Genomic DNA, 16,588 nt, shown 5'->3' with positions numbered 1-16,588 from the left:
CTGCGCCGACCCCTGATGCGCACCCTGCTGGGCCGGAGCATACTGGGGGCATGAGTGAGCGTGACGACTTCCTTGCCTGGGTCAAGACCGCGCTGTACCAAGCGGAACTGGCGCTCCACAATGGCGACTCTGCTCCCCGCCGGGCGCTCTGGTCCCGCAACGAGCCTGTGAGCGTCCTAGGGGCATGGCGCAACGCGTTCGGGCAGCATCAACTGGATGAGCTGTTCGCGGGGCTCGCGGAGAGCTTTTCCGACTGCACGTCCTACGCCTTCGAACTTCAGGCGTATGACGTGGTGGGCGACATGGCCTACACCGCCGGTTTGGAACACACCTCTGCCTCCGTCGACGGTGAGCCGCGGACCTACACCCTGCGGGCCACCCAGGTGTACCGACGCGAAGATGGCGAGTGGAAAGTCGCGCATCGGCACGGCGACAACGTGAGCGGGGACTAACCCCGCCCTATCTAACCTGGGGATACGATCCCAGCTCGTACGGGTCGTCGTAGACGGACCAGCGGATCGGTGGCCTGAGATCGAGGTTGCCGGCCTCCAAAAGCCCGTTGTGAATGTCCTGGCGCCCGTGCTTCTGATAATCGCCCCAGGCTTTCAGGATCTTTACCCGGTCCTTGACCACGGCTGCGAGGTACATGGACTCGTCCCCGCCCTGGGCCGGAGGGCGTTCGGCCTTACGGGCTGCGGCCAGGATGCCGCCGAAAGACTCGTCGTCGTCCCCGGGACCATGGTTGACCGAGACGTCGTAGTAGATCGCAAGCCCCAGCGGCCCGACGCCGTCCCGGACGGCCTCTTCAAAGGCCGGCTGCCAGTACACCCGGTCCCGTTCCGCCTGCTGGGCCAACTGGAAGGCCGGGTCACTCGCGGCCCTCTTCCAGTCGGCCGTGAAGCCAGGATCAAGTAGTCGATGACTCAAGGCAGGGCGTTCCTTGTAGGGCGCTTCCATGATCTGCTCCAACTGCGGCAGGTAGCGCGCCAGCGGATTCCCCGGGGCGGCATTTTCGTAGGCACGGACCAGCTCGAGCATATCGCCGGTGCCACTGCACCAGCCCACCAGCCCACCGGTGTAGCCACGTCCGTCGTCGATGTCCTCGATGTATCCGAAGGAAGTGGTCCAGTCAGGAGTGGAGTTCTCGGCGGTGGAGGTGAGCTGGAGCGCTATCTCCTTGTACACCGGGTTGGCGATATCGGCCCGGGAATGGGTCTCGGTATTTCCCTGCTGGTCTTTTCGTCCCCAAAGTCGCTCAAACATCAGACCTCCCGAAGTTGTCTTGGCGCCGAGCCTAGCAGCCGGCCAGCCGGCGTAACAGGGCCTGTCCGGCCCTGTGCAACGTGGCCAAGACCCGCCTTTGCTGTTCCATTCGGGCGGCACGTGTTTTGGGTATCGTCCACGCCTTGCGGCGGTCCGCCGCGTTTGTAGACTGAACCGGGATCCACCTATTCGGTTGGCAGGGTACGGGAGTGAACATGGCTACTTTTCGGGAACTTCACCACGGCGCGGCGCCGCTCTTGCTGCCCAATGCGTGGGACGTCGGATCCGCGTTGGCCTTTGCGACAGCGGGATTCCCGGCCATCGGCACCACCAGCTTTGGCATTGCGGCAAGTGCCGGCCTCCCGGACGGAGGCGGGTCCAGCAAGGCGGCAACCTCCGCCCTGGCTGCCCAACTGTGCCGCCTGCCGGTCCACATCACGGCGGACATCGAGGACGGTTACTCCGACGACCCCGCCGAGGTTGCCGAATTCGTGGCTCAACTGGCGGCCCATGGCGTGGCCGGGGTCAACTTGGAGGACAGCACGGCCGGACACCTTGTCGATCCAGCAGCCTTTGCCGAGAAGGTTGCCGCCGTCAAACAACGCAGCCCGGCCGTGTTCATCAACGCCCGGGTAGACAACATCTGGTTCGGCGAAGAAGCCACAGTGGATGCCGTGCTGCTCCGTGCCGGTCTTTACGCCGACGCCGGGGCGGACGGGATCTTCGTGCCCGGGCTGGCGGTCCCGGAGGACATCCGGGCCGTCACCGCCGGCATTGCGCTGCCGGTCAACGTGCTGGCACATCCCTCGCTGACTGTTGCCGAGCTCGGTGAGCTGGGGGTCCGGCGGGTGAGTTCCGGCTCCCTGCCCTACCGCGCAGCGGTCGACGCGGCGGTCAACGTGGCCAGCGCCCTGCGCGATGGCAAGAAGCTCCCACCCGCTACCCCGTATTGGGAGATGCAATCGCGCCTGGTGTCATTTAGCCAACGCCTCACGGATTGAGGGCGAGGGGCAGCTGATTGCCGCCGTGGTTATCGCTCGGCGCGCGATCCGGGCTTCTGTCCGGTACCGGCGTAGTAAGCAGCAGCCATGTCCTGCTTGGAGCGGCCCTGGGACGCGACCCGTTCGAGGCGCGCGGCGGACGCCTCGACACCGTCGAGCCGAAGACCCTGTTCGCGGGCGGCGTCGATGATGAGGCGGGCGTCTTTCAGCGACGTATCGACCGCAAAAGACGCCGGTTCCAGCCGATCATCGCGAATGAGTCCGGCCTTGGTGCGCAGGAAGGGCAGATCGAGGCCGCCGCCGTCGATCAAGTTGAAGAATTGCTGCGGGTCCACCCCGAGCGCCTCGGCCAGGGCAAGGATCTCACCGGCGGCATTCGAGGCGGCGATGACCCAGCTGTTCACGACGAGCTTCAGCCGCGTTGCCGAGCCCGCGGCCGGGTCCTGACCAGTCCAGACCGTGCGCGCCCCGATGGCGTCCACTACGGGTGCCACGCGCTCGCGCACAGCTTCCGGTCCCGCCGCGATCACCAGGAGCTGGCCGGCCTCGGCAGGCTCGCGGGTGCCGGAAACGGGCGCTTCGACCAAGTCGAGACCGGCCTCGTTGGCCAGGTCCGCAAGGGCTGCGACGTCGTGCACACCGACAGTCGTGGACTGCACCCAGGCGGTGCCCCGCCGGACTCCCGCGGCTGCCTGTCGGATCACGTCGGTCACGGCTGCAGCGTCAAAGAGCATGGTCACCACAACGTCCGCGCCGGCAACAGCCTGCGCCGGGGACACGGCGACCTGGGCTCCGGCGTCGGCGAGCGGGGCGGTCTTGGCCTGGTCGCGGTTCCACACGTGGACCTCGTGCCCGGCCCGCAGCAGGTTGCGGGCCATCGCTGCCCCCATGATGCCCGTGCCCAGCACCGCCACCGTGCGTTTCGTGTCCATCCTGTGGTCCTCTCGATCGTTGTACAAGCGGCCTTAGCGATCCGCGTCGGTGTAACGCCCCTGGCCGCCCCAAGCAGACATCCTACCGATCACGGTGTGGACGTCGGCGTAGCTGCCCGGGCGTCCCGCGGGCGCGGTCTTCCCTTTGGTCAGGACATCGACGTCGGTGTAACTGCCGGGCAACGGCTTGTTCGCCGACTCAGGGCGCTGAAGCGTGTTGGTGTCGGTGTAAGCGGCCTTCCTGGCCTGATCACGCAGGGGCTGGGGAACAGTTAAAGTACTCAAGAAAATCTCCTTTAGTTAGGCGGGCGTCCAAAGAAGCCACGCTCGATGACTGCCGCCTCCGGGCTTGACCGGAGCTCCGCGGCTAACACCCACTCTTCGCCGCCTCGCGATAGGTTTCAAAGAGGGATAGTGCATCGTCTAATAGGGGATGTTTATTACAGCTGGTCAGCAGGCTGATTCTCCAGGAATGTGAGATCGGCCGCACGGGCCACCGCGGTCAGCGCCCGGGCAAGGACGGTTTCCGGCTCGCGGGAGAGGGTGACAAGGCCTACTTCCGCCTGCCGCTCCGGCCCCACCAAACGGAGGGCGCGCACGCCACGCGGGAGTTCAAACACGTGCAACCACGCCGCCGGGACAATCGTTGACCACTGCCCGGCCTTCATCTGGGCCAGCAGCAAAGCGACCGAGTCCGTTTCAAGCCGCGGCGCGGCAGTCAGGCCCACGTCCCGGAGAGCATCATCCACCTGCCGGCGTCCCTGCATCGACCGGTCCAACAGGCACAGGGGCAGTCCTGCCGCGTCGGACCAGCCGACCGTGCTGCCCCCGAAGGCTCCCCGCTCGTCCGCTGTGAGCAGCACGTGCTTTTCGAAGTACAACCTGGTCACCCGGAAGCCATCCGGTACCGGGCCGCCTACGTAGGCGATCCCGGCGTCGATCTCAAAATCTGCCAGCAGCCGCAGGACGTCCTCGGACCTGAGATCGGACGCGACATGCACATTGGCCAAAGGATGCGCCGCGCAGAAGGCGGCGGTCAGCACGGACACGGCTGGTGACGCGGTCGGAATCGCGCCAATCCGCAGCTGCCCGGTCACGCCGGACCGCATGGCACTGATCTGTTCGGTCAGAGCCTTACGGTCCGCCAGAATGCGTCGCGCCCACACCACGATCTGTTCACCCTCGGCCGTCAGCCCCTCGAACCTATTGCCCCGACGGATCAGCGGAACGTCCAACTCAACTTCAAGTTTCCTAATCCCCTCCGACAAGGCCGGTTGGGAAACCGAGCAACTCTCGGCCGCCCGTGCGAAATGCCGCTCCCGGGCCAAGGCGACCATGTACTCAAGTTGGCTGAAGATCATAGCCTCCGGTCTACCGCACGAAGACACCGAATTCACCACCCCGGCTTCTGGAACCTCTGGTTTTCGCGTATATCGGAATGTATCGTTGAGTATCGTTCGCGATCCACTAAGGAGACCAGCATGCGTAATTCATACCCGGCCGGCGGATTTGGCACGCCAAACATCGACGGCATGTGGCAGGCGGTTGAGGAACTGCGTTCAAGGTTTGAGAAGCGCTCGGGCACCCGCGCGGGACGCGGCGAGGTCCGGTCCGCGGTGCTGGCCCTGCTCGCCGAACGGCCGATGCACGGCTATCAGATCATCCGCGAAATCGAGGAGCGCAGCAGCGGCAGCTGGAAGCCGAGTGCCGGCTCCGTCTACCCCACGCTGCAGCTGCTGTCCGACGAGGGGCTCATCCGCGCCGAGGAGTCCAACGGCCGCAAGATCTACTCGCTGACCGAGGCAGGCCGGGAGGTCGTAGCGGGTGCGGATCCGTCGGAGCCCTGGGAGTCGTCGGGGCCGGCCGCCGGCCCCGGATTCGCGGCACTGCCCAAGGCCGGCGTCGAGCTGGCGCAGGCCGCAGCCCAGGTCGGTCGCACCGGTTCCCCGGAGCAAGTGAAGCAGGCGGTTTCGGTGCTCGACGAGGCACGTCGCCGACTGTATTCGATCCTCGCCCAGGACTGACGCGGGTGACGTCGGTTCGTCGGACCCGGGCAGATCCGGCACCCGGCTTCGGGGACACCCGCGCCCGCTACCGTCGCATCCTGCGCTTCGCGGCGTGGCAGCTCGCGGTGACCTGGTGGTTTGAGTTGTTTCTCCCCCGCCTCGGGCTGGGCAGAATTGCCGAGCGCACCAGGGCGAGGAGGATGCGGCGCTTCGCGCAGCACTTCCACGTGCTCGCGGTGGAGCTGGGCGGCCTGATGATCAAGGTCGGTCAGTTCCTCTCCTCCAGGCTCGACGTGCTTCCGCCGGAGATCACCCGGGAACTCGAGGGACTTCAGGATGAGGTGCCTCCCGTGCCGTTCTCCGCAATCCGTATACTGGCCGAGGCGGAGCTGGGCGCGCCGCTGGAACAGGTTTTCGCCTCAGTCGAGGAGACGCCGATTGCCGCGGCGTCCCTCGGGCAGGCGCACCGTGCACAACTCCTTCCCTCCCATGGCGCCGACGCCGGTCTCAAAACCGTCGTGTTGAAGGTGCAGCGCCCGGGTATCGATGCGATTGTCGACGTCGACCTGGCGGCATTGCGCAAAGTGGGCGGCTGGCTCAGCCGCGTGCGACTCGTGTCCGATCGTGCGGACATGCCGGCCCTGGTCGAGGAGTTTGCGCAGATTAGTCTCGAGGAAATCGACTACCTGCACGAGGCAGCGAATGCAGAGCGCTTTGCGGCTGATTTCGCCGACGACGACCGCGTAGGGGTGCCCGATGTTGCGTGGGAGTGGAGCACCCGCCGCGTGCTCGTGCTGGAAGATGTCGCGGCGATCAAGATCACTGACGCGGACGCACTTTTGGCGGCGGGCATCGATCCGGCGCAGGTTGCCCCGATTTTTGCCTCGGTCATGTTCGACCAGCTGTTCACCCGCGGGTTCTTCCATGCCGATCCGCACCCCGGCAACATCTTTGTCACCCCGGTTGCCGATTCAGCTGCTCCCTCTGCAGGGCGCCCGTGGAAGCTGACGTTCATCGACTTCGGCATGATGGGCGAGGTTCCGCCCAGCACTCGGAGCGGCCTGCGGAAGCTTCTGATCGCGGCCGCCTCGCGTGACGGCAAGGGCCTGGTGGGCGCGATCAGCGACGTGGGTGTGTTGGTGCCTTCGGCCGACAAGGCCGAGCTCGAACGGGCGATGACGCACCTCTTCGCCCGGTTTGGCGGGATGGGCTTCGCCGAGCTTCGCGAGGTTGACCAGCGGGTGTTCCTTGATTTTGCGGTGGAATTCCGCGATCTGGTTCGCTCGCTGCCGTTCCAGTTGCCGGAGAATTTCCTGCTCATCATCCGGGCGATGTCACTGACCTCGGGCGTGTGCAGCTCGCTGGACGCCCGGTTCAATCTCTGGGACGCGGTCGAGCCCTATGCGGCGCAGCTGCTCCGCGACGAGCGGGGCAACATCGTCCAGGATGTGGCCCAGCAGGCGCTCGACGCCGCCGGGGTCGCCCTGCGTCTGCCGAAACGCCTCGACGGGCTCATCAGCCTAATCGAGGACGGTTCGCTATCGGTGGCCAATCCGCGCCTCGAACGGCAGCTGGCCCGGCTGGACCGCACGGCGCAGCGAGCTGCATCGGCGCTGATCTTCGGTGCCCTGCTCATTGCAGGTGCCGTGGTCCGGGCGGACGACGCGGTGCTCGGCAACGTTTTGATGATTGCGTCGGCAGTTCCGCTGCTCCACGGGTTGTGGACGGGGCGCCGCGGCCTCTAAGTACAGTGCCACGGGCAATGATCGCCCTTTCTCGGGCACACCCGTCCGCATCAGCCGGGCCAGGCGGGCCCTGTTCCCGCACTCGGCACCGTCAGCCGTTGCCCTTGGAGGTCACTCCGCGGCGGCTTGTTCCTGGCCGCCCAGATCGCTAATCGAACTCCGCTCCCCTGCCGAAGCCGAACGGAGGAACAGCTCACGGGAGGCGACTTCAATGCCCAAGGCAGTCGCGGCAATATCCTCCAGGGCATCCTGAATCCACATCACGGCCGTCTCGTTAGCCCTTTCCCCGACTTCGGCGTGGGGTTGGTTCGCCCGAAGCGCGGAGTATCGGGCTACTTTCACCTTGAGCACCCGGGTGAGGTCTTCGATCTCAGCCAGCAGTTGTTCCCGCGAAGTCAGTGGATCACTGGCCCAGGGGCCTCCACTCGCGGACGACGTCAGCGCGTTAAGGCCCGCTTCCCGCTCCTCCCACAAAGAACTGGCACGCTCAACGGCCGTCAGCTTCTGAGGAGTCGGGGCCGGCGGCTCCCAGACTTCTTCTACGTCGATCCCTAGGGCGAGCTGTTGATCGTCGTCTTCCGGGCCCCCGGGGTACAGACCTTCTGTGATGGTCAAGGAACGGTGGAATGGATGTACTGATCCAGGCCTATAGTTGGGGTTGCCTGACATGAGGGGGACTCCTCCGAATTAGCATGCCGAATGATGGCGCTACCGGGGTCCGGGGCAACAGCACTACTTTATCGGAATTTCAGTCCAGCCGGTAGGGTGCCCACGCAAGGATCACGTAGCTGTGACAACAGACGGCCGGGCCGCGCCGCCCACCGGCACTCGGTCCCGCGGGCATAAACTAAAACAAACAACTACGGGGTTCTTCCGCAATTGATGGCACTAAGACCGGACCGAGGAGGCGCGACCCATGTGCACTAATTTTGGCTCGGCAATGGCGCCGCTGCTGCCTCCTCCGGCCGAAAGCTTTGCCGTTGGGGACACGACAGATCCGGTCGTCCGGCATGGGTGACGGACCTGATCCCATGGCAGCGGGACTTGACGCCGGCTTGTGCAGGGGGTTCCTCACGTCATTGCCCATTTCCGGGGCCGCGGTCTCAGTGTTCGCCGGACTGGCACCGGAAACCATGGTGTGCGCCAGCAACGCAGTCTCCGCGAGGGTCGAAGAGCTGCAGTTCGACCTTGGGGAAGGCCCGCGCTGGGAAGCCCTGCGGACCCGCAACCCCGTGCTTGTGCCGGACGTGCGCAGGGGCCCGCATACCGCCTGGCCTGTCTTTGCAAAGTCCCTGTTGGAACTGGATGTTGCGGCCCTGTTCGTTTTCCCCCTCGCACTCGGCGCCATGGACATCGGCGTTGTGGAGCTTTACAGTTCAGAGCCGGGCCCGCTGAGCCCGGCAGGGCATTCCACGGCTCTGCAACTCGCCGACGCCGCAACGTGGCGGCTACTGCGCCAGCTCCTGACCCTTGCGCCAGAAAGCGGCGCCGATGACCCGCCGGATGGCTCTCCCCTCTCCCGCCGCGAGGTCCATCAGGCCACGGGGATGATTCTGGCGCAGGCGGGGACGACAGCACGGGACGCCCTCCTCCTGATGCGGGCGCATGCCTTCGCCAATGGGCGTACGGTGCGGGAGGTTGCCCGGGACGTGGTCAACAGGACCCTGGACTTCACGCCGGAGGGCACCTGACATGGGCGCATACAGTAGAATTCCGATATGGCGATGATGAGCCGCGCTGGCCGCGTAAGTGCCGCTTTCGTCAAGATTGCGGACACACTTGTGGCGGACTACGACGTCTTCGATCTGCTCCACACCCTCGTTGATGAGTCGGTCGGCATCCTCGACGCCGCCGCTGCGGGGTTGGTGCTGGTCGATCCAGCCGGCGATCTCCAGGTCATGGCTTCGACGAGCGAGGAAAGCCAACTCGTGGAAGTCCTGCAGCTTGAGGCAGGTACTGGCCCGTGCGTTGACTGCTACCGGACCGGAGCCGTCGTAGCAATCGACGATATCGCGACGCAGGGTGACCGCTGGCCGCTGTTCCAGTCCTCCGCTTTGTCCCAGGGGTTCCGGTCCCTGCATGCCGTCCCGATGCGGCTGCGCAACCGTACTATCGGCGCCCTGAACCTCTTCGGCCACGAGGCCGGTCCGCTTCCCGCCGACGACGCCGCCATTGCCCAAGCCTTCGCTGACGTGGCAACCATCACCCTGCTGCAGGAACGTGCCGCGAGGGAAACCACCCTGATCAACGAACAGTTGCAGCGCGCGCTGAACAGCCGCATCCTGATCGAGCAAGCCAAGGGCGTCATCGCCCACACCTCAAATGTCGATATGAACGCGGCGTTCGCACTCTTGCGCGGGTATGCCCGTGCCCACAACCAGACGCTCTACGAAACTGCGGACAAGATCATCAATCGAAAAGTCACCCTCTAAGCACCGGCATCTTTGGGCCCAGGGCCCCGGTAGCTGATCCAGCCGCCATACGGGCCAACCGGGAGCTCCGCCGCGTACGGCGTCCCAGGGTGAAGGTGGCACCATGGAACCATGACTCCCGTTCACGGTTTTTCCGGCTTCTTCCGGCGTCCCCAGCCCATCAAACCCCAGGACGGCGAGGAATCGGTGTGGGATTACCCGCGGCCGCCACGGGTCGAGCCGCGATCGGAACGGGTCATCGTTCGTCTTGGGGGCCAGGTCATTGCCGATACCACCGATGCAGTGCGCGTCCTGGAGACGAGTCATCCGCCTGTCTACTACTTGCCATTGAACTCCTTCCCTGCCGGGGTACTCGTCCCGGTAGAAGGCACCAGCTTTTGCGAGTTCAAGGGCGAAGCGCACTACTTCGATGTCGTCGCCGGCGGCGTCGTCGTTCGCCGTGGCGGGTGGACCTATCCGGAACCCACCCCGGGGTTCGAGGCGCTCGCCACCCGGGTGGCCCTCTACCCGGCTCAGATGGACTCCTGCGAGGTCGACGGCGAACAGGTGACCTCCCAGGACGGCGACTTCTACGGAGGGTGGATCACCAAGCAGATCGTTGGCCCGTTCAAGGGTGGCCCGGGCACCGCCGGATGGTGAGGACACCGCCGTCGGGCTGACAGGACGGCAGGCCTTCGCTGCCCGGGACTTCCGGGGCCACCTCCCCGCGCCGGAGGCCGCCCGGAATTACCGGGCCGCGCGGCGCGTGAAGATCATGTGGACAACTCCGGCTGGAGAAGGGGTCGCTTCGATGTCGAAGCGTTGCTCAAGGTCTTCGAGTCCGTCCCAGAGCCGCTCGCCACGTCCCAGCACGATCGGCACGAGGACGATGTGCATGTGGTCGATCAGATCGGCCTCGAGGAACTGTCGGACCGTGCTGACGCCGCCACCGATCCGGACGTCGAGGTCGCCGGCCAAGGCGCGGGCCTGCTTGAGCGCGGAGACGGGGTCGGCGTCGACGAAATGGAAGGTTGTCCCGCCTTCCATCTCGAGTACCGGCCGGGGATGGTGTGTTAGTACAACGACGGGGGTGTGGAAGACAGGGTTATCACCCCACCACCCCTTCCATTCCTCATCCTGCCAGGGACCCCGTTGCGGGCCGAACTTGTTGCGCCCCATGATCTCCGCGCCGATCCCGGGCTTCCACGCGCTGGCGAACGCCTCGTCCACGCCGAACGACCCCTCCGATTCCCCGTGGAAGCCCATCTCACGGAACGTGCGCGTCTCGAAGGCCCACTCCATCAGCCGTGAGCCAGCGTGACCGAAAGGAGCGTCGAGTCGCTGCCCCTCGCCGGTGCCGAAGCCGTCGAGTGAGACCGAGAAGTTATGCACGCGGACTAGGGACATGTCATCTCCTGAGGTGCTTGTCGTTTGCAGTCACCTTATGGTGATCGAACCCAACGACTCAAGAGGTGCCCGTCTTCGCGGCATAGGCGGTGGCTTCGGCCCGCACCTGGCGCAGGTAGGGATCGGACTGGTTGTAGGAGTAGATGGCGTCGGTCCACCCCTGCGCGGTTGAGAGGTCACGGCCGTGGGCGCACAGATAGCTCGCCGCGCTGAGGGCGGCGTCGTCGATATTGAACGGGTCCGCTGTTCCGTCCCCGTTCCCGTCCCGCCCAACCAGCTCCCAGGTTGAGGGAATGAACTGCATGGGTCCGACGGCGTGGTCCCAGCGGGAGTCACCGTCCAGTTCACCGGCGTCGGTGTCAGCGATGGCGGCGAATCCGGATCCGTTGAGGCTCGGGCCCACAATTGGGCCGCTCGCCTCCCCTGCGGAGTTAAGGCTGCCGCCGCCGTAGGTTCCGTGCGCGGATTCGACGAAGCCTACGGCGGCTACGGTGTTCCAGCCGATCCCGCACGCCGGAGCGGCAGCGTTGGCCGTGGTTGCCGCAGCGACGTAGGCCCGCAGAGCGCGGGCAGGGATCCCGGTCTGCGCGGCGGCCCGGAGGAGCCACTGTGCATCCGGGTTCCTGGTTACGTTCACAGCGGTGGTGATGCCGGCGGGGAACGGATCGAGCTTCGCAACCGCCCGCGGCGGCGGAGCAAGGAGCCCACGGGCGTCGACGCCGGGCTGCCGGACTGCCCAGAACGAGAATGCGGCGATGGCGCACACCGCGAGCAGGCTGAAAACCAAAAGGCGTTTTAGACGGAGCACGGACTAATCAAACCATCCAGCTCCGTGATTGCCTTCCTTCACATGGCCGCATTCATGTGGAGCCCGGGCAGCAGCTCCGGGTGGGCCGGGACGAAGAGCGCGAACACGATCAGTGAGACTCCAATGATCCGGCTGAGGGCGGGGCCGTATTTCCACGTCTTCTCTAGGAAGATAACGACCGTGAGCACCGCCATCCATGCCAGGTTCATCACGCCAACAGCAATCAGCACCACCATGAGGCCCCAGCAGCAGCCCACGCAATAGACCCCGTGGTACATGCCGACGCGGACGTCACGCAACCGGCCCCGATACCCGGAGACGTGCAATAGGAATGCTATGGGCGACCGGCAGTGCCTGAGACAGAAATCCTTCAGCGGGGTCAGCTGGTAGGCGCCGGCCGCCGCGAGCACTCCAGCCCCCACCCAGGGTGCGACGTCCGCGGCGTTCTCAGCCAGCAGCGCGGAGAGCTCCGCGGCCCCGTAGGCAACGATTCCGAATCCGATCCACGTCAAGAGATAACCGCCAATCAGGGCAGTTGTCCGGACGGCCCGGACCCCGCGGCTGCGGACGGCACGGATGGACCTGAGGTACGTCGAAGTGAGGGGCGCCAACGCCGGCAACATCATGGCAGCCATCATCAGTGTCCACACGCCCAGGAAACCCCAGAGCCCCAGTCCCATGGTCCCCGGGCCTGCGGACATGTCGGCCAGGCCTGAGACCGTGACGTACCACGCCAGCCCGGCGCCCCCGATCAAGGCCAACTCTGCGGCATGGTGCGTGGCAGCCAGGCCGCTCCTGCCCGGCACTACGCGGACCAGGCGAAGGGGGCGGAGTAGGAGTTCTTGCCGGCGTTATCCCAGGTCATCCCAAACACGTCAACGCGGGCGGTGCTCGACCTACCGACTGCCAGGGTATCGGCCGGGAATCCGACCCCGCTGATTTTGACTCCCAGGCCTGAGGGATCCAAGGGAGACACGAAGTCCTCGACCACCATGTCAACGGCACGGCCAATCCCGACGCGGTGGATACGCCCGTCGTCGGCGTAGGCCATGGTGCGGGACTCCATGCCCGCCATTTCACCGATCAAGGGGGCGAGGCCCGCCATCGGTCCCCCGAGCTGGCCGCCGAAGACTGCGCCGAGCGCTTCGGCCTGCTCGGTCGAGGCGGCGGCATCCATCAGGACTCCGAGTTTCCAGCCGCCGTCACTCATCAGGGCGGGAGTATCGGCTACGACGCAGACGGTCAGGCCGCCGACGTCGACGCCGTTCACGTCGCCCGTTTCGATGTGGAAGGCCAGTGCCACGTTGCAGCGTTCGTTGTCCGCCGGTGCGGTCAGCCCCGAAGTGGTGCAGGGGCAGGCCATATCGCAGTTGCAATTCTCAAAATACGTGCCCTCGACATGCCACGGCATTTGGGGCTCCTTTCGAAGAGGCACCCCCCACAAGAAAGTCTCCTCGAGGCCCGGACCGGTGTCAACGGAACGCGGCGACTCCTGCAGCGCGGCCCATCCGGGCCCCATTGGAAGGCTGCCGTCGGGGCTGCCGCCATCCCTGACCGGGTCGGGATTTCGTCGACCTAGGCGCGCTCCGCCAGCCGTTTGATCGAGCCGATCGCCTCCGACCACATGCCCCGCATGTCGTCGGCCCACTCGTCGGGCACCTCGAGTTCGACGAAGAGAGTTGTCACCCCGCCCGTCTCGCTGAACGAGTAGCTCTCGTGCAGCCCGACAGCGGGGCCTTCGTGGCTTTCGACGTCGTTCTGGACATCGCCGATATAGCGGATCGACACGAACTCGTGTGGCCGATTCTCCACGATGGTACCGATGAGACCGCTCGCCGTGCCGTCGTCGTTCGGGCCGACGAAGCGGATCTCGTCGCCCTCGTTCCAGCCGCCCTCATAGGTCGATCCGTCGTGAAAGGCTCCCGTCCATTCGCGGTAGGTGTCGAGGTCGAGCATGACGTTCCAGACGTGCTGCGCGGGAGCGGCGACCTCGACGCTGAATCGAAGATTCTCCATGCGCGATTGTAGAACCGAAGCGCCCTGGCAGCGCAACCACCTGCAGCGTCGGTCCCCGCGGCCGCGGGGCGCACCGGGCGAAGCACGGTCACCCCGCGATACCAACCACGAAGGACCGTGCTGATCCTGGCTGTCCTACCCTTCACACTCGACGCAGTACGAGTGGCCGTTCTTCTCGCGCGCAAGCTGGGAGCGATGCCGCACCAGGAAACAGGAGTAACAGGTGAACTCGTCCTCAGCCTGGGGGATGACTTCGACGATGAGTTCCTCGGCGACGAACTCCCCGCCGGGGGTGATGGCATCATCCAGAGCGTCTGACTCATCCAACTCCCGGACGACACTGCGGGCATCCTGGGCATTGGCGGACTTCAGCGCTTCCAAGGAGCGGTCCTGGGATTCCTTGACGTCGGAACGTACTTCGTCGTAATCGGTTGCCACTTTGTCTATTCTCTTTTCTCGCGCGCTGGTCTGACGCATGTGCAACGTACACCATGCCCGCGGAATTCCCCGCCTTGAGGTACGCCGACGTCGTTGCCGTTGACTCACGCGCCCACGGCGGAGTCGCGGGGCTGATGCGACTCGTGTGAGCCACGACTTTGCCGACCGGGGCCCGGGATCAACCGGACTCCGTGTCCGAGTATGAAAACGGCGCCCGGGGTTGCCCCGGAGGTTCCACAGTGAGGTCGTTCACGGCGCAGGAAAGCATGTCGCGTTCCCTGGACGGCAGAGTTCCGCTCCCCTCGATATAGGCGAGCACGGGGTCCAGCGCGTCGTTGCCTCCAACGCCCAGATAGTGCACCCAGAGCCGGACGGGGTCAATCGCCAGTTCATGGATAACCTTGGCTGTCAGCTCCTGCTGTGCATGTTCATGCATGACCGTCCCTCGAAACCCCGGGTTGCTCCTTGTTCAGGAGGGATTCGCAGCCGGGAACGGGATCGGATGGGTCAGGGCACGTGCCTATTGGTGTGCTGTCACTCCCGGGACGGGCGGCCGTTGAGAATCTCGTGGATGTAGCTGTCCAGTGCCGGATCATCGGCTTTGTCATCGCCCAGTTCCAGCAGTCGGTCTGCCACTCCGGCCAGTTTGACGTTTCTGTTGTTGCTGTAAGTCATCAGGAGTTTGAATGCCTCATCGGAACTGATGCGGAGGCGGCCCATGAGGATACCGGCCGCGGTCGCTATGGTCGTTCGGGTTGCCATTGCGCCTTGGACTGCTTCACGCGCGGCCAGCGCCGTCTCGGCTTGTATGGTCGAGGTGAGATCCAGCATTACTCCCGATACGGACGCGAGCTTCCCTGCGTCGTCAAGTCGGGCTTCGCCCGCAGTAAGCACACGGTGTTCGCGTAAGCGAGCGTCGATAACTCGGTGGTAGATGGCCACGTGCCCGCCGTGGGCGAAGAGTTCGGCGTTCACCGCCTGGATCCGAGGCAGATCGTCCGGGTGTTTGTGAGCCAAGGTCAAGGCAAGCGTCGGTGCCACTTCCCCGCGGCGGTAGCCGTGGATGGTGTACATCTCGTCCGACCACGTCATGTTGCCGGTCGGCCCGTCCAGGACAAACGTCCCCGCCAGGATATTTGCCGGTCCCGGGACGCTGGCATACGCTGGCCCCAAATCTTCCACCATCAGACCCCCGTACTGCAGTGCACGCAGCCCTCATGACCTCATGAGATAGTACCGCGGCCGGCGGGTGCGCACTATTGCCGGTGGTAGAACAAGCGGTGACGCAAACGGCTTGCGCCGTCGGGGTGAGAAGCCTCAGCGGGACGGACTGAGCGGTGACGACATGTAGTCGACCCGGACCGGACTCGGCCGATTTCCCTCGAATCTTCAGCATGAGTCGCCGTTGGCCGCTCATTCCTTCAACGGATCTCCGCAAGCTCCAGGCGTCGCTTACCGCATGTGTGCACCTGGCCGACTCGTCGGCAGGGCAGAACTGCTCGACTTGGTAGGCCGCAGAATCCAACGAAACCGGGCCCGGCCAGCGAAGAACATGCCCGGCCAAGGTCTAGAGAGCAGCCCCCGCGAGGTAGGCGGTAGACCGCTCTGCGATCCGAAGGGCGCCAAGGGACCAACGCGGCGGGTTATTGACATGCCGTAGTCCGCTAAATAGCCTGTTGTGGAGCGCCCCGATGAATCCCCCAATATCATCGGGGCGCTCTTGTGTCCTGACCCATGCGCAGGCTTACCGGCGCAGGCTCGTAGACGCCTTTTCGCTAAACCGTGACAAAGGACCGAACGGGCCGCGCCCTGGCGAGTCTCAGCCGGCCCGCCCCCAATGCGCGCTATCGCTGCAGGCCGGATACTGCTAGGCGAGGCCCGTTCGGAGTTCTTGGGGCTAAGTCATAGCTACCGCGCCCGCCTTGTCGAAGGCCGCAACTCCGGTCCCGTACTGGCCGCAGAGTTCACCATGGCGACTGCGTCACGATGCAATCACTCGGTTTCGCGCACCGAAATAGGTTGCCCGTTATAGCAGAGCTCGCACTAGAAAGGAAGAAGTGGTTTCGGGGCAAAGGCGTAGTCCTTGAACGATTCCTTACGGCCTCTGCCTGACCATGTCCAGATTAACCATATATCAGATGATTTGGGAAGCCCCTGGGTCGGGCTTCTGCTCGGGTATTGAAACCCGACCCCTCTAATCGTCGAAGTGGGTAGTGACCCGCTGTTCGCCGGAAATGGAGTCGATGACCTGAGCCGCCAAGTCCTTGAGCTTGATATTGCGCGAATTCGAGGCCCGGACCAAGATCTTGAAAGCCTCCGCCTTCGTGCGGCGGTTTTGCGCCATGACCGCGCCGATGGCGATGTCGATCGTTGTCCTTGAACGCATCGCGGCTGTCAGGTCCTCCTTGGACTCCCGCAGTTGCGCCACGACCAGGGCAAGCCGCAGGGACCGGGACGCTAGCGCAACGAAGGCATGGACTGTCAACGTCGCCAGCGCTGAATCCCACGCGCCGGCTTGCGTAAAGGTTCAGACCTCAAGAACAGCTTATTCCGGATACTGG

At 65.0% G+C, this 16,588-nt stretch carries 21 protein-coding genes; 7 read left to right on the top strand and 14 right to left on the bottom strand.

Annotated elements, in window-relative coordinates:
- Positions 1–50 precede the first annotated feature (50 nt).
- Positions 51–452, top strand: a complete 402-nt coding sequence (locus AC1DGE_RS00225) for a nuclear transport factor 2 family protein (protein WP_476892628.1) — start codon at positions 51–53, stop codon at positions 450–452.
- Between the two features lie 7 nt (positions 453–459).
- Here the strand turns inward: AC1DGE_RS00225 and AC1DGE_RS00220 are convergent, their stop codons facing one another.
- The gene (locus tag AC1DGE_RS00220) at positions 460–1,263 is read right to left on the bottom strand and encodes a chitosanase (RefSeq protein ID WP_476892629.1); all 804 of its coding nucleotides are present in this window, start codon (positions 1,261–1,263) and stop codon (positions 460–462) included.
- A gap of 215 nt (positions 1,264–1,478) precedes the next feature.
- Here AC1DGE_RS00220 and AC1DGE_RS00215 point away from each other — a divergent pair, with 215 nt between their 5' ends.
- On the top strand, positions 1,479–2,264 hold the full coding sequence (locus AC1DGE_RS00215) for an isocitrate lyase/PEP mutase family protein (protein WP_476892630.1): 786 nt from the start codon (positions 1,479–1,481) through the stop codon (positions 2,262–2,264).
- A 29-nt stretch (positions 2,265–2,293) separates the two neighbouring features.
- Here the strand turns inward: AC1DGE_RS00215 and AC1DGE_RS00210 are convergent, their stop codons facing one another.
- From AC1DGE_RS00210 to AC1DGE_RS00200, 3 genes are all read right to left on the bottom strand, one after another.
- Positions 2,294–3,196: an NAD(P)-dependent oxidoreductase gene (locus tag AC1DGE_RS00210; protein WP_476916658.1), complete on the bottom strand. Its 903-nt coding sequence runs from the start codon at positions 3,194–3,196 to the stop codon at positions 2,294–2,296.
- A 33-nt stretch (positions 3,197–3,229) separates the two neighbouring features.
- A complete protein-coding gene (locus AC1DGE_RS00205; RefSeq protein WP_476892632.1) occupies positions 3,230–3,481 on the bottom strand; it encodes a hypothetical protein in 252 nt (83 codons plus the stop codon).
- Positions 3,482–3,636: 155 nt separating this feature from the next.
- The gene (locus tag AC1DGE_RS00200) at positions 3,637–4,557 is read right to left on the bottom strand and encodes a LysR family transcriptional regulator (protein WP_476892633.1); all 921 of its coding nucleotides are present in this window, start codon (positions 4,555–4,557) and stop codon (positions 3,637–3,639) included.
- A gap of 120 nt (positions 4,558–4,677) precedes the next feature.
- Between AC1DGE_RS00200 and AC1DGE_RS00195 the strand changes: the two genes are divergently transcribed.
- The gene (locus AC1DGE_RS00195; protein WP_476892634.1) at positions 4,678–5,220 is read left to right on the top strand and encodes a PadR family transcriptional regulator; all 543 of its coding nucleotides are present in this window, start codon (positions 4,678–4,680) and stop codon (positions 5,218–5,220) included.
- A gap of 5 nt (positions 5,221–5,225) precedes the next feature.
- Complete coding sequence (locus tag AC1DGE_RS00190) at positions 5,226–6,947, top strand: ABC1 kinase family protein (protein WP_476916657.1); 1,722 nt, start codon at positions 5,226–5,228, stop codon at positions 6,945–6,947.
- 111 nt (positions 6,948–7,058) lie between these two features.
- Here AC1DGE_RS00190 and AC1DGE_RS00185 read toward each other — a convergent pair whose 3' ends face one another.
- Positions 7,059–7,562: a hypothetical protein gene (locus AC1DGE_RS00185; protein ID WP_476916656.1), complete on the bottom strand. Its 504-nt coding sequence runs from the start codon at positions 7,560–7,562 to the stop codon at positions 7,059–7,061.
- 464 nt (positions 7,563–8,026) lie between these two features.
- Here AC1DGE_RS00185 and AC1DGE_RS00180 point away from each other — a divergent pair, with 464 nt between their 5' ends.
- From AC1DGE_RS00180 to AC1DGE_RS00170, 3 genes are all read left to right on the top strand, one after another.
- Positions 8,027–8,638: a GAF and ANTAR domain-containing protein gene (locus AC1DGE_RS00180; protein WP_476916655.1), complete on the top strand. Its 612-nt coding sequence runs from the start codon at positions 8,027–8,029 to the stop codon at positions 8,636–8,638.
- Positions 8,639–8,665: 27 nt separating this feature from the next.
- Positions 8,666–9,379: a GAF and ANTAR domain-containing protein gene (locus AC1DGE_RS00175; protein ID WP_441418586.1), complete on the top strand. Its 714-nt coding sequence runs from the start codon at positions 8,666–8,668 to the stop codon at positions 9,377–9,379.
- Positions 9,380–9,490: 111 nt separating this feature from the next.
- Entirely contained in the window at positions 9,491–10,018 is a 528-nt protein-coding gene (locus AC1DGE_RS00170) for a DUF427 domain-containing protein (RefSeq protein WP_441418585.1), read from the top strand.
- A gap of 87 nt (positions 10,019–10,105) precedes the next feature.
- On the opposite strand, the gene AC1DGE_RS00165 is transcribed toward AC1DGE_RS00170, so the two are convergent.
- From AC1DGE_RS00165 to AC1DGE_RS00125, 9 genes are all read right to left on the bottom strand, one after another.
- Positions 10,106–10,765, bottom strand: a complete 660-nt coding sequence (locus tag AC1DGE_RS00165) for a dihydrofolate reductase family protein (RefSeq protein ID WP_441418584.1) — start codon at positions 10,763–10,765, stop codon at positions 10,106–10,108.
- Between the two features lie 58 nt (positions 10,766–10,823).
- Positions 10,824–11,573 (bottom strand): lytic transglycosylase domain-containing protein, encoded by a 750-nt coding sequence (locus AC1DGE_RS00160; RefSeq protein WP_476892639.1) that lies wholly within the window; start codon positions 11,571–11,573, stop codon positions 10,824–10,826.
- Between the two features lie 38 nt (positions 11,574–11,611).
- Positions 11,612–12,379: a DUF2182 domain-containing protein gene (locus AC1DGE_RS00155; protein WP_476916654.1), complete on the bottom strand. Its 768-nt coding sequence runs from the start codon at positions 12,377–12,379 to the stop codon at positions 11,612–11,614.
- Positions 12,379–12,984: a DUF1326 domain-containing protein gene (locus AC1DGE_RS00150; RefSeq protein WP_476916653.1), complete on the bottom strand. Its 606-nt coding sequence runs from the start codon at positions 12,982–12,984 to the stop codon at positions 12,379–12,381. The genes AC1DGE_RS00155 and AC1DGE_RS00150 overlap by 1 nt, the downstream gene beginning before the upstream one ends.
- Positions 12,985–13,148: 164 nt before the next feature.
- Positions 13,149–13,589: an SRPBCC family protein gene (locus AC1DGE_RS00145; RefSeq protein WP_476916652.1), complete on the bottom strand. Its 441-nt coding sequence runs from the start codon at positions 13,587–13,589 to the stop codon at positions 13,149–13,151.
- Positions 13,590–13,724: 135 nt separating this feature from the next.
- The gene (locus AC1DGE_RS00140; RefSeq protein ID WP_441418579.1) at positions 13,725–14,027 is read right to left on the bottom strand and encodes a DUF4193 domain-containing protein; all 303 of its coding nucleotides are present in this window, start codon (positions 14,025–14,027) and stop codon (positions 13,725–13,727) included.
- Positions 14,028–14,205: 178 nt separating this feature from the next.
- Complete coding sequence (locus AC1DGE_RS00135) at positions 14,206–14,463, bottom strand: hypothetical protein (RefSeq protein WP_476916651.1); 258 nt, start codon at positions 14,461–14,463, stop codon at positions 14,206–14,208.
- A gap of 98 nt (positions 14,464–14,561) precedes the next feature.
- Complete coding sequence (locus tag AC1DGE_RS00130; protein WP_476916650.1) at positions 14,562–15,212, bottom strand: PAS and ANTAR domain-containing protein; 651 nt, start codon at positions 15,210–15,212, stop codon at positions 14,562–14,564.
- A 1,009-nt stretch (positions 15,213–16,221) separates the two neighbouring features.
- Positions 16,222–16,512, bottom strand: coding sequence for an ANTAR domain-containing protein (locus AC1DGE_RS00125; protein ID WP_476916649.1), 291 nt, complete (start codon positions 16,510–16,512; stop codon positions 16,222–16,224).
- Positions 16,513–16,588 lie beyond the last annotated feature (76 nt).

The organism is Arthrobacter sp. 05N425, assembly GCF_056397125.1.
This window is presented reverse-complemented; position numbering and strand designations above follow the sequence as displayed.

Bases quoted from the DNA above. Each gene is read 5' to 3' on its own strand.
- AC1DGE_RS00225 (WP_476892628.1), top strand. From the start codon at position 51: ATGAGTGAGCGTGACGACTTCCTTGCCTGGGTCAAGACCGCGCTGTAC.
- AC1DGE_RS00220 (WP_476892629.1), bottom strand. From the start codon at position 1,263: ATGTTTGAGCGACTTTGGGGACGAAAAGACCAGCAGGGAAATACCGAG.
- AC1DGE_RS00215 (WP_476892630.1), top strand. From the start codon at position 1,479: ATGGCTACTTTTCGGGAACTTCACCACGGCGCGGCGCCGCTCTTGCTG.
- AC1DGE_RS00210 (WP_476916658.1), bottom strand. From the start codon at position 3,196: ATGGACACGAAACGCACGGTGGCGGTGCTGGGCACGGGCATCATGGGG.
- AC1DGE_RS00200 (WP_476892633.1), bottom strand. From the start codon at position 4,557: ATGATCTTCAGCCAACTTGAGTACATGGTCGCCTTGGCCCGGGAGCGG.
- AC1DGE_RS00195 (WP_476892634.1), top strand. From the start codon at position 4,678: ATGCGTAATTCATACCCGGCCGGCGGATTTGGCACGCCAAACATCGAC.
- AC1DGE_RS00175 (WP_441418586.1), top strand. From the start codon at position 8,666: ATGGCGATGATGAGCCGCGCTGGCCGCGTAAGTGCCGCTTTCGTCAAG.
- AC1DGE_RS00170 (WP_441418585.1), top strand. From the start codon at position 9,491: ATGACTCCCGTTCACGGTTTTTCCGGCTTCTTCCGGCGTCCCCAGCCC.
- AC1DGE_RS00165 (WP_441418584.1), bottom strand. From the start codon at position 10,765: ATGTCCCTAGTCCGCGTGCATAACTTCTCGGTCTCACTCGACGGCTTC.
- AC1DGE_RS00150 (WP_476916653.1), bottom strand. From the start codon at position 12,984: ATGCCGTGGCATGTCGAGGGCACGTATTTTGAGAATTGCAACTGCGAT.
- AC1DGE_RS00145 (WP_476916652.1), bottom strand. From the start codon at position 13,589: ATGGAGAATCTTCGATTCAGCGTCGAGGTCGCCGCTCCCGCGCAGCAC.
- AC1DGE_RS00135 (WP_476916651.1), bottom strand. From the start codon at position 14,463: ATGCATGAACATGCACAGCAGGAGCTGACAGCCAAGGTTATCCATGAA.
- AC1DGE_RS00130 (WP_476916650.1), bottom strand. From the start codon at position 15,212: ATGGTGGAAGATTTGGGGCCAGCGTATGCCAGCGTCCCGGGACCGGCA.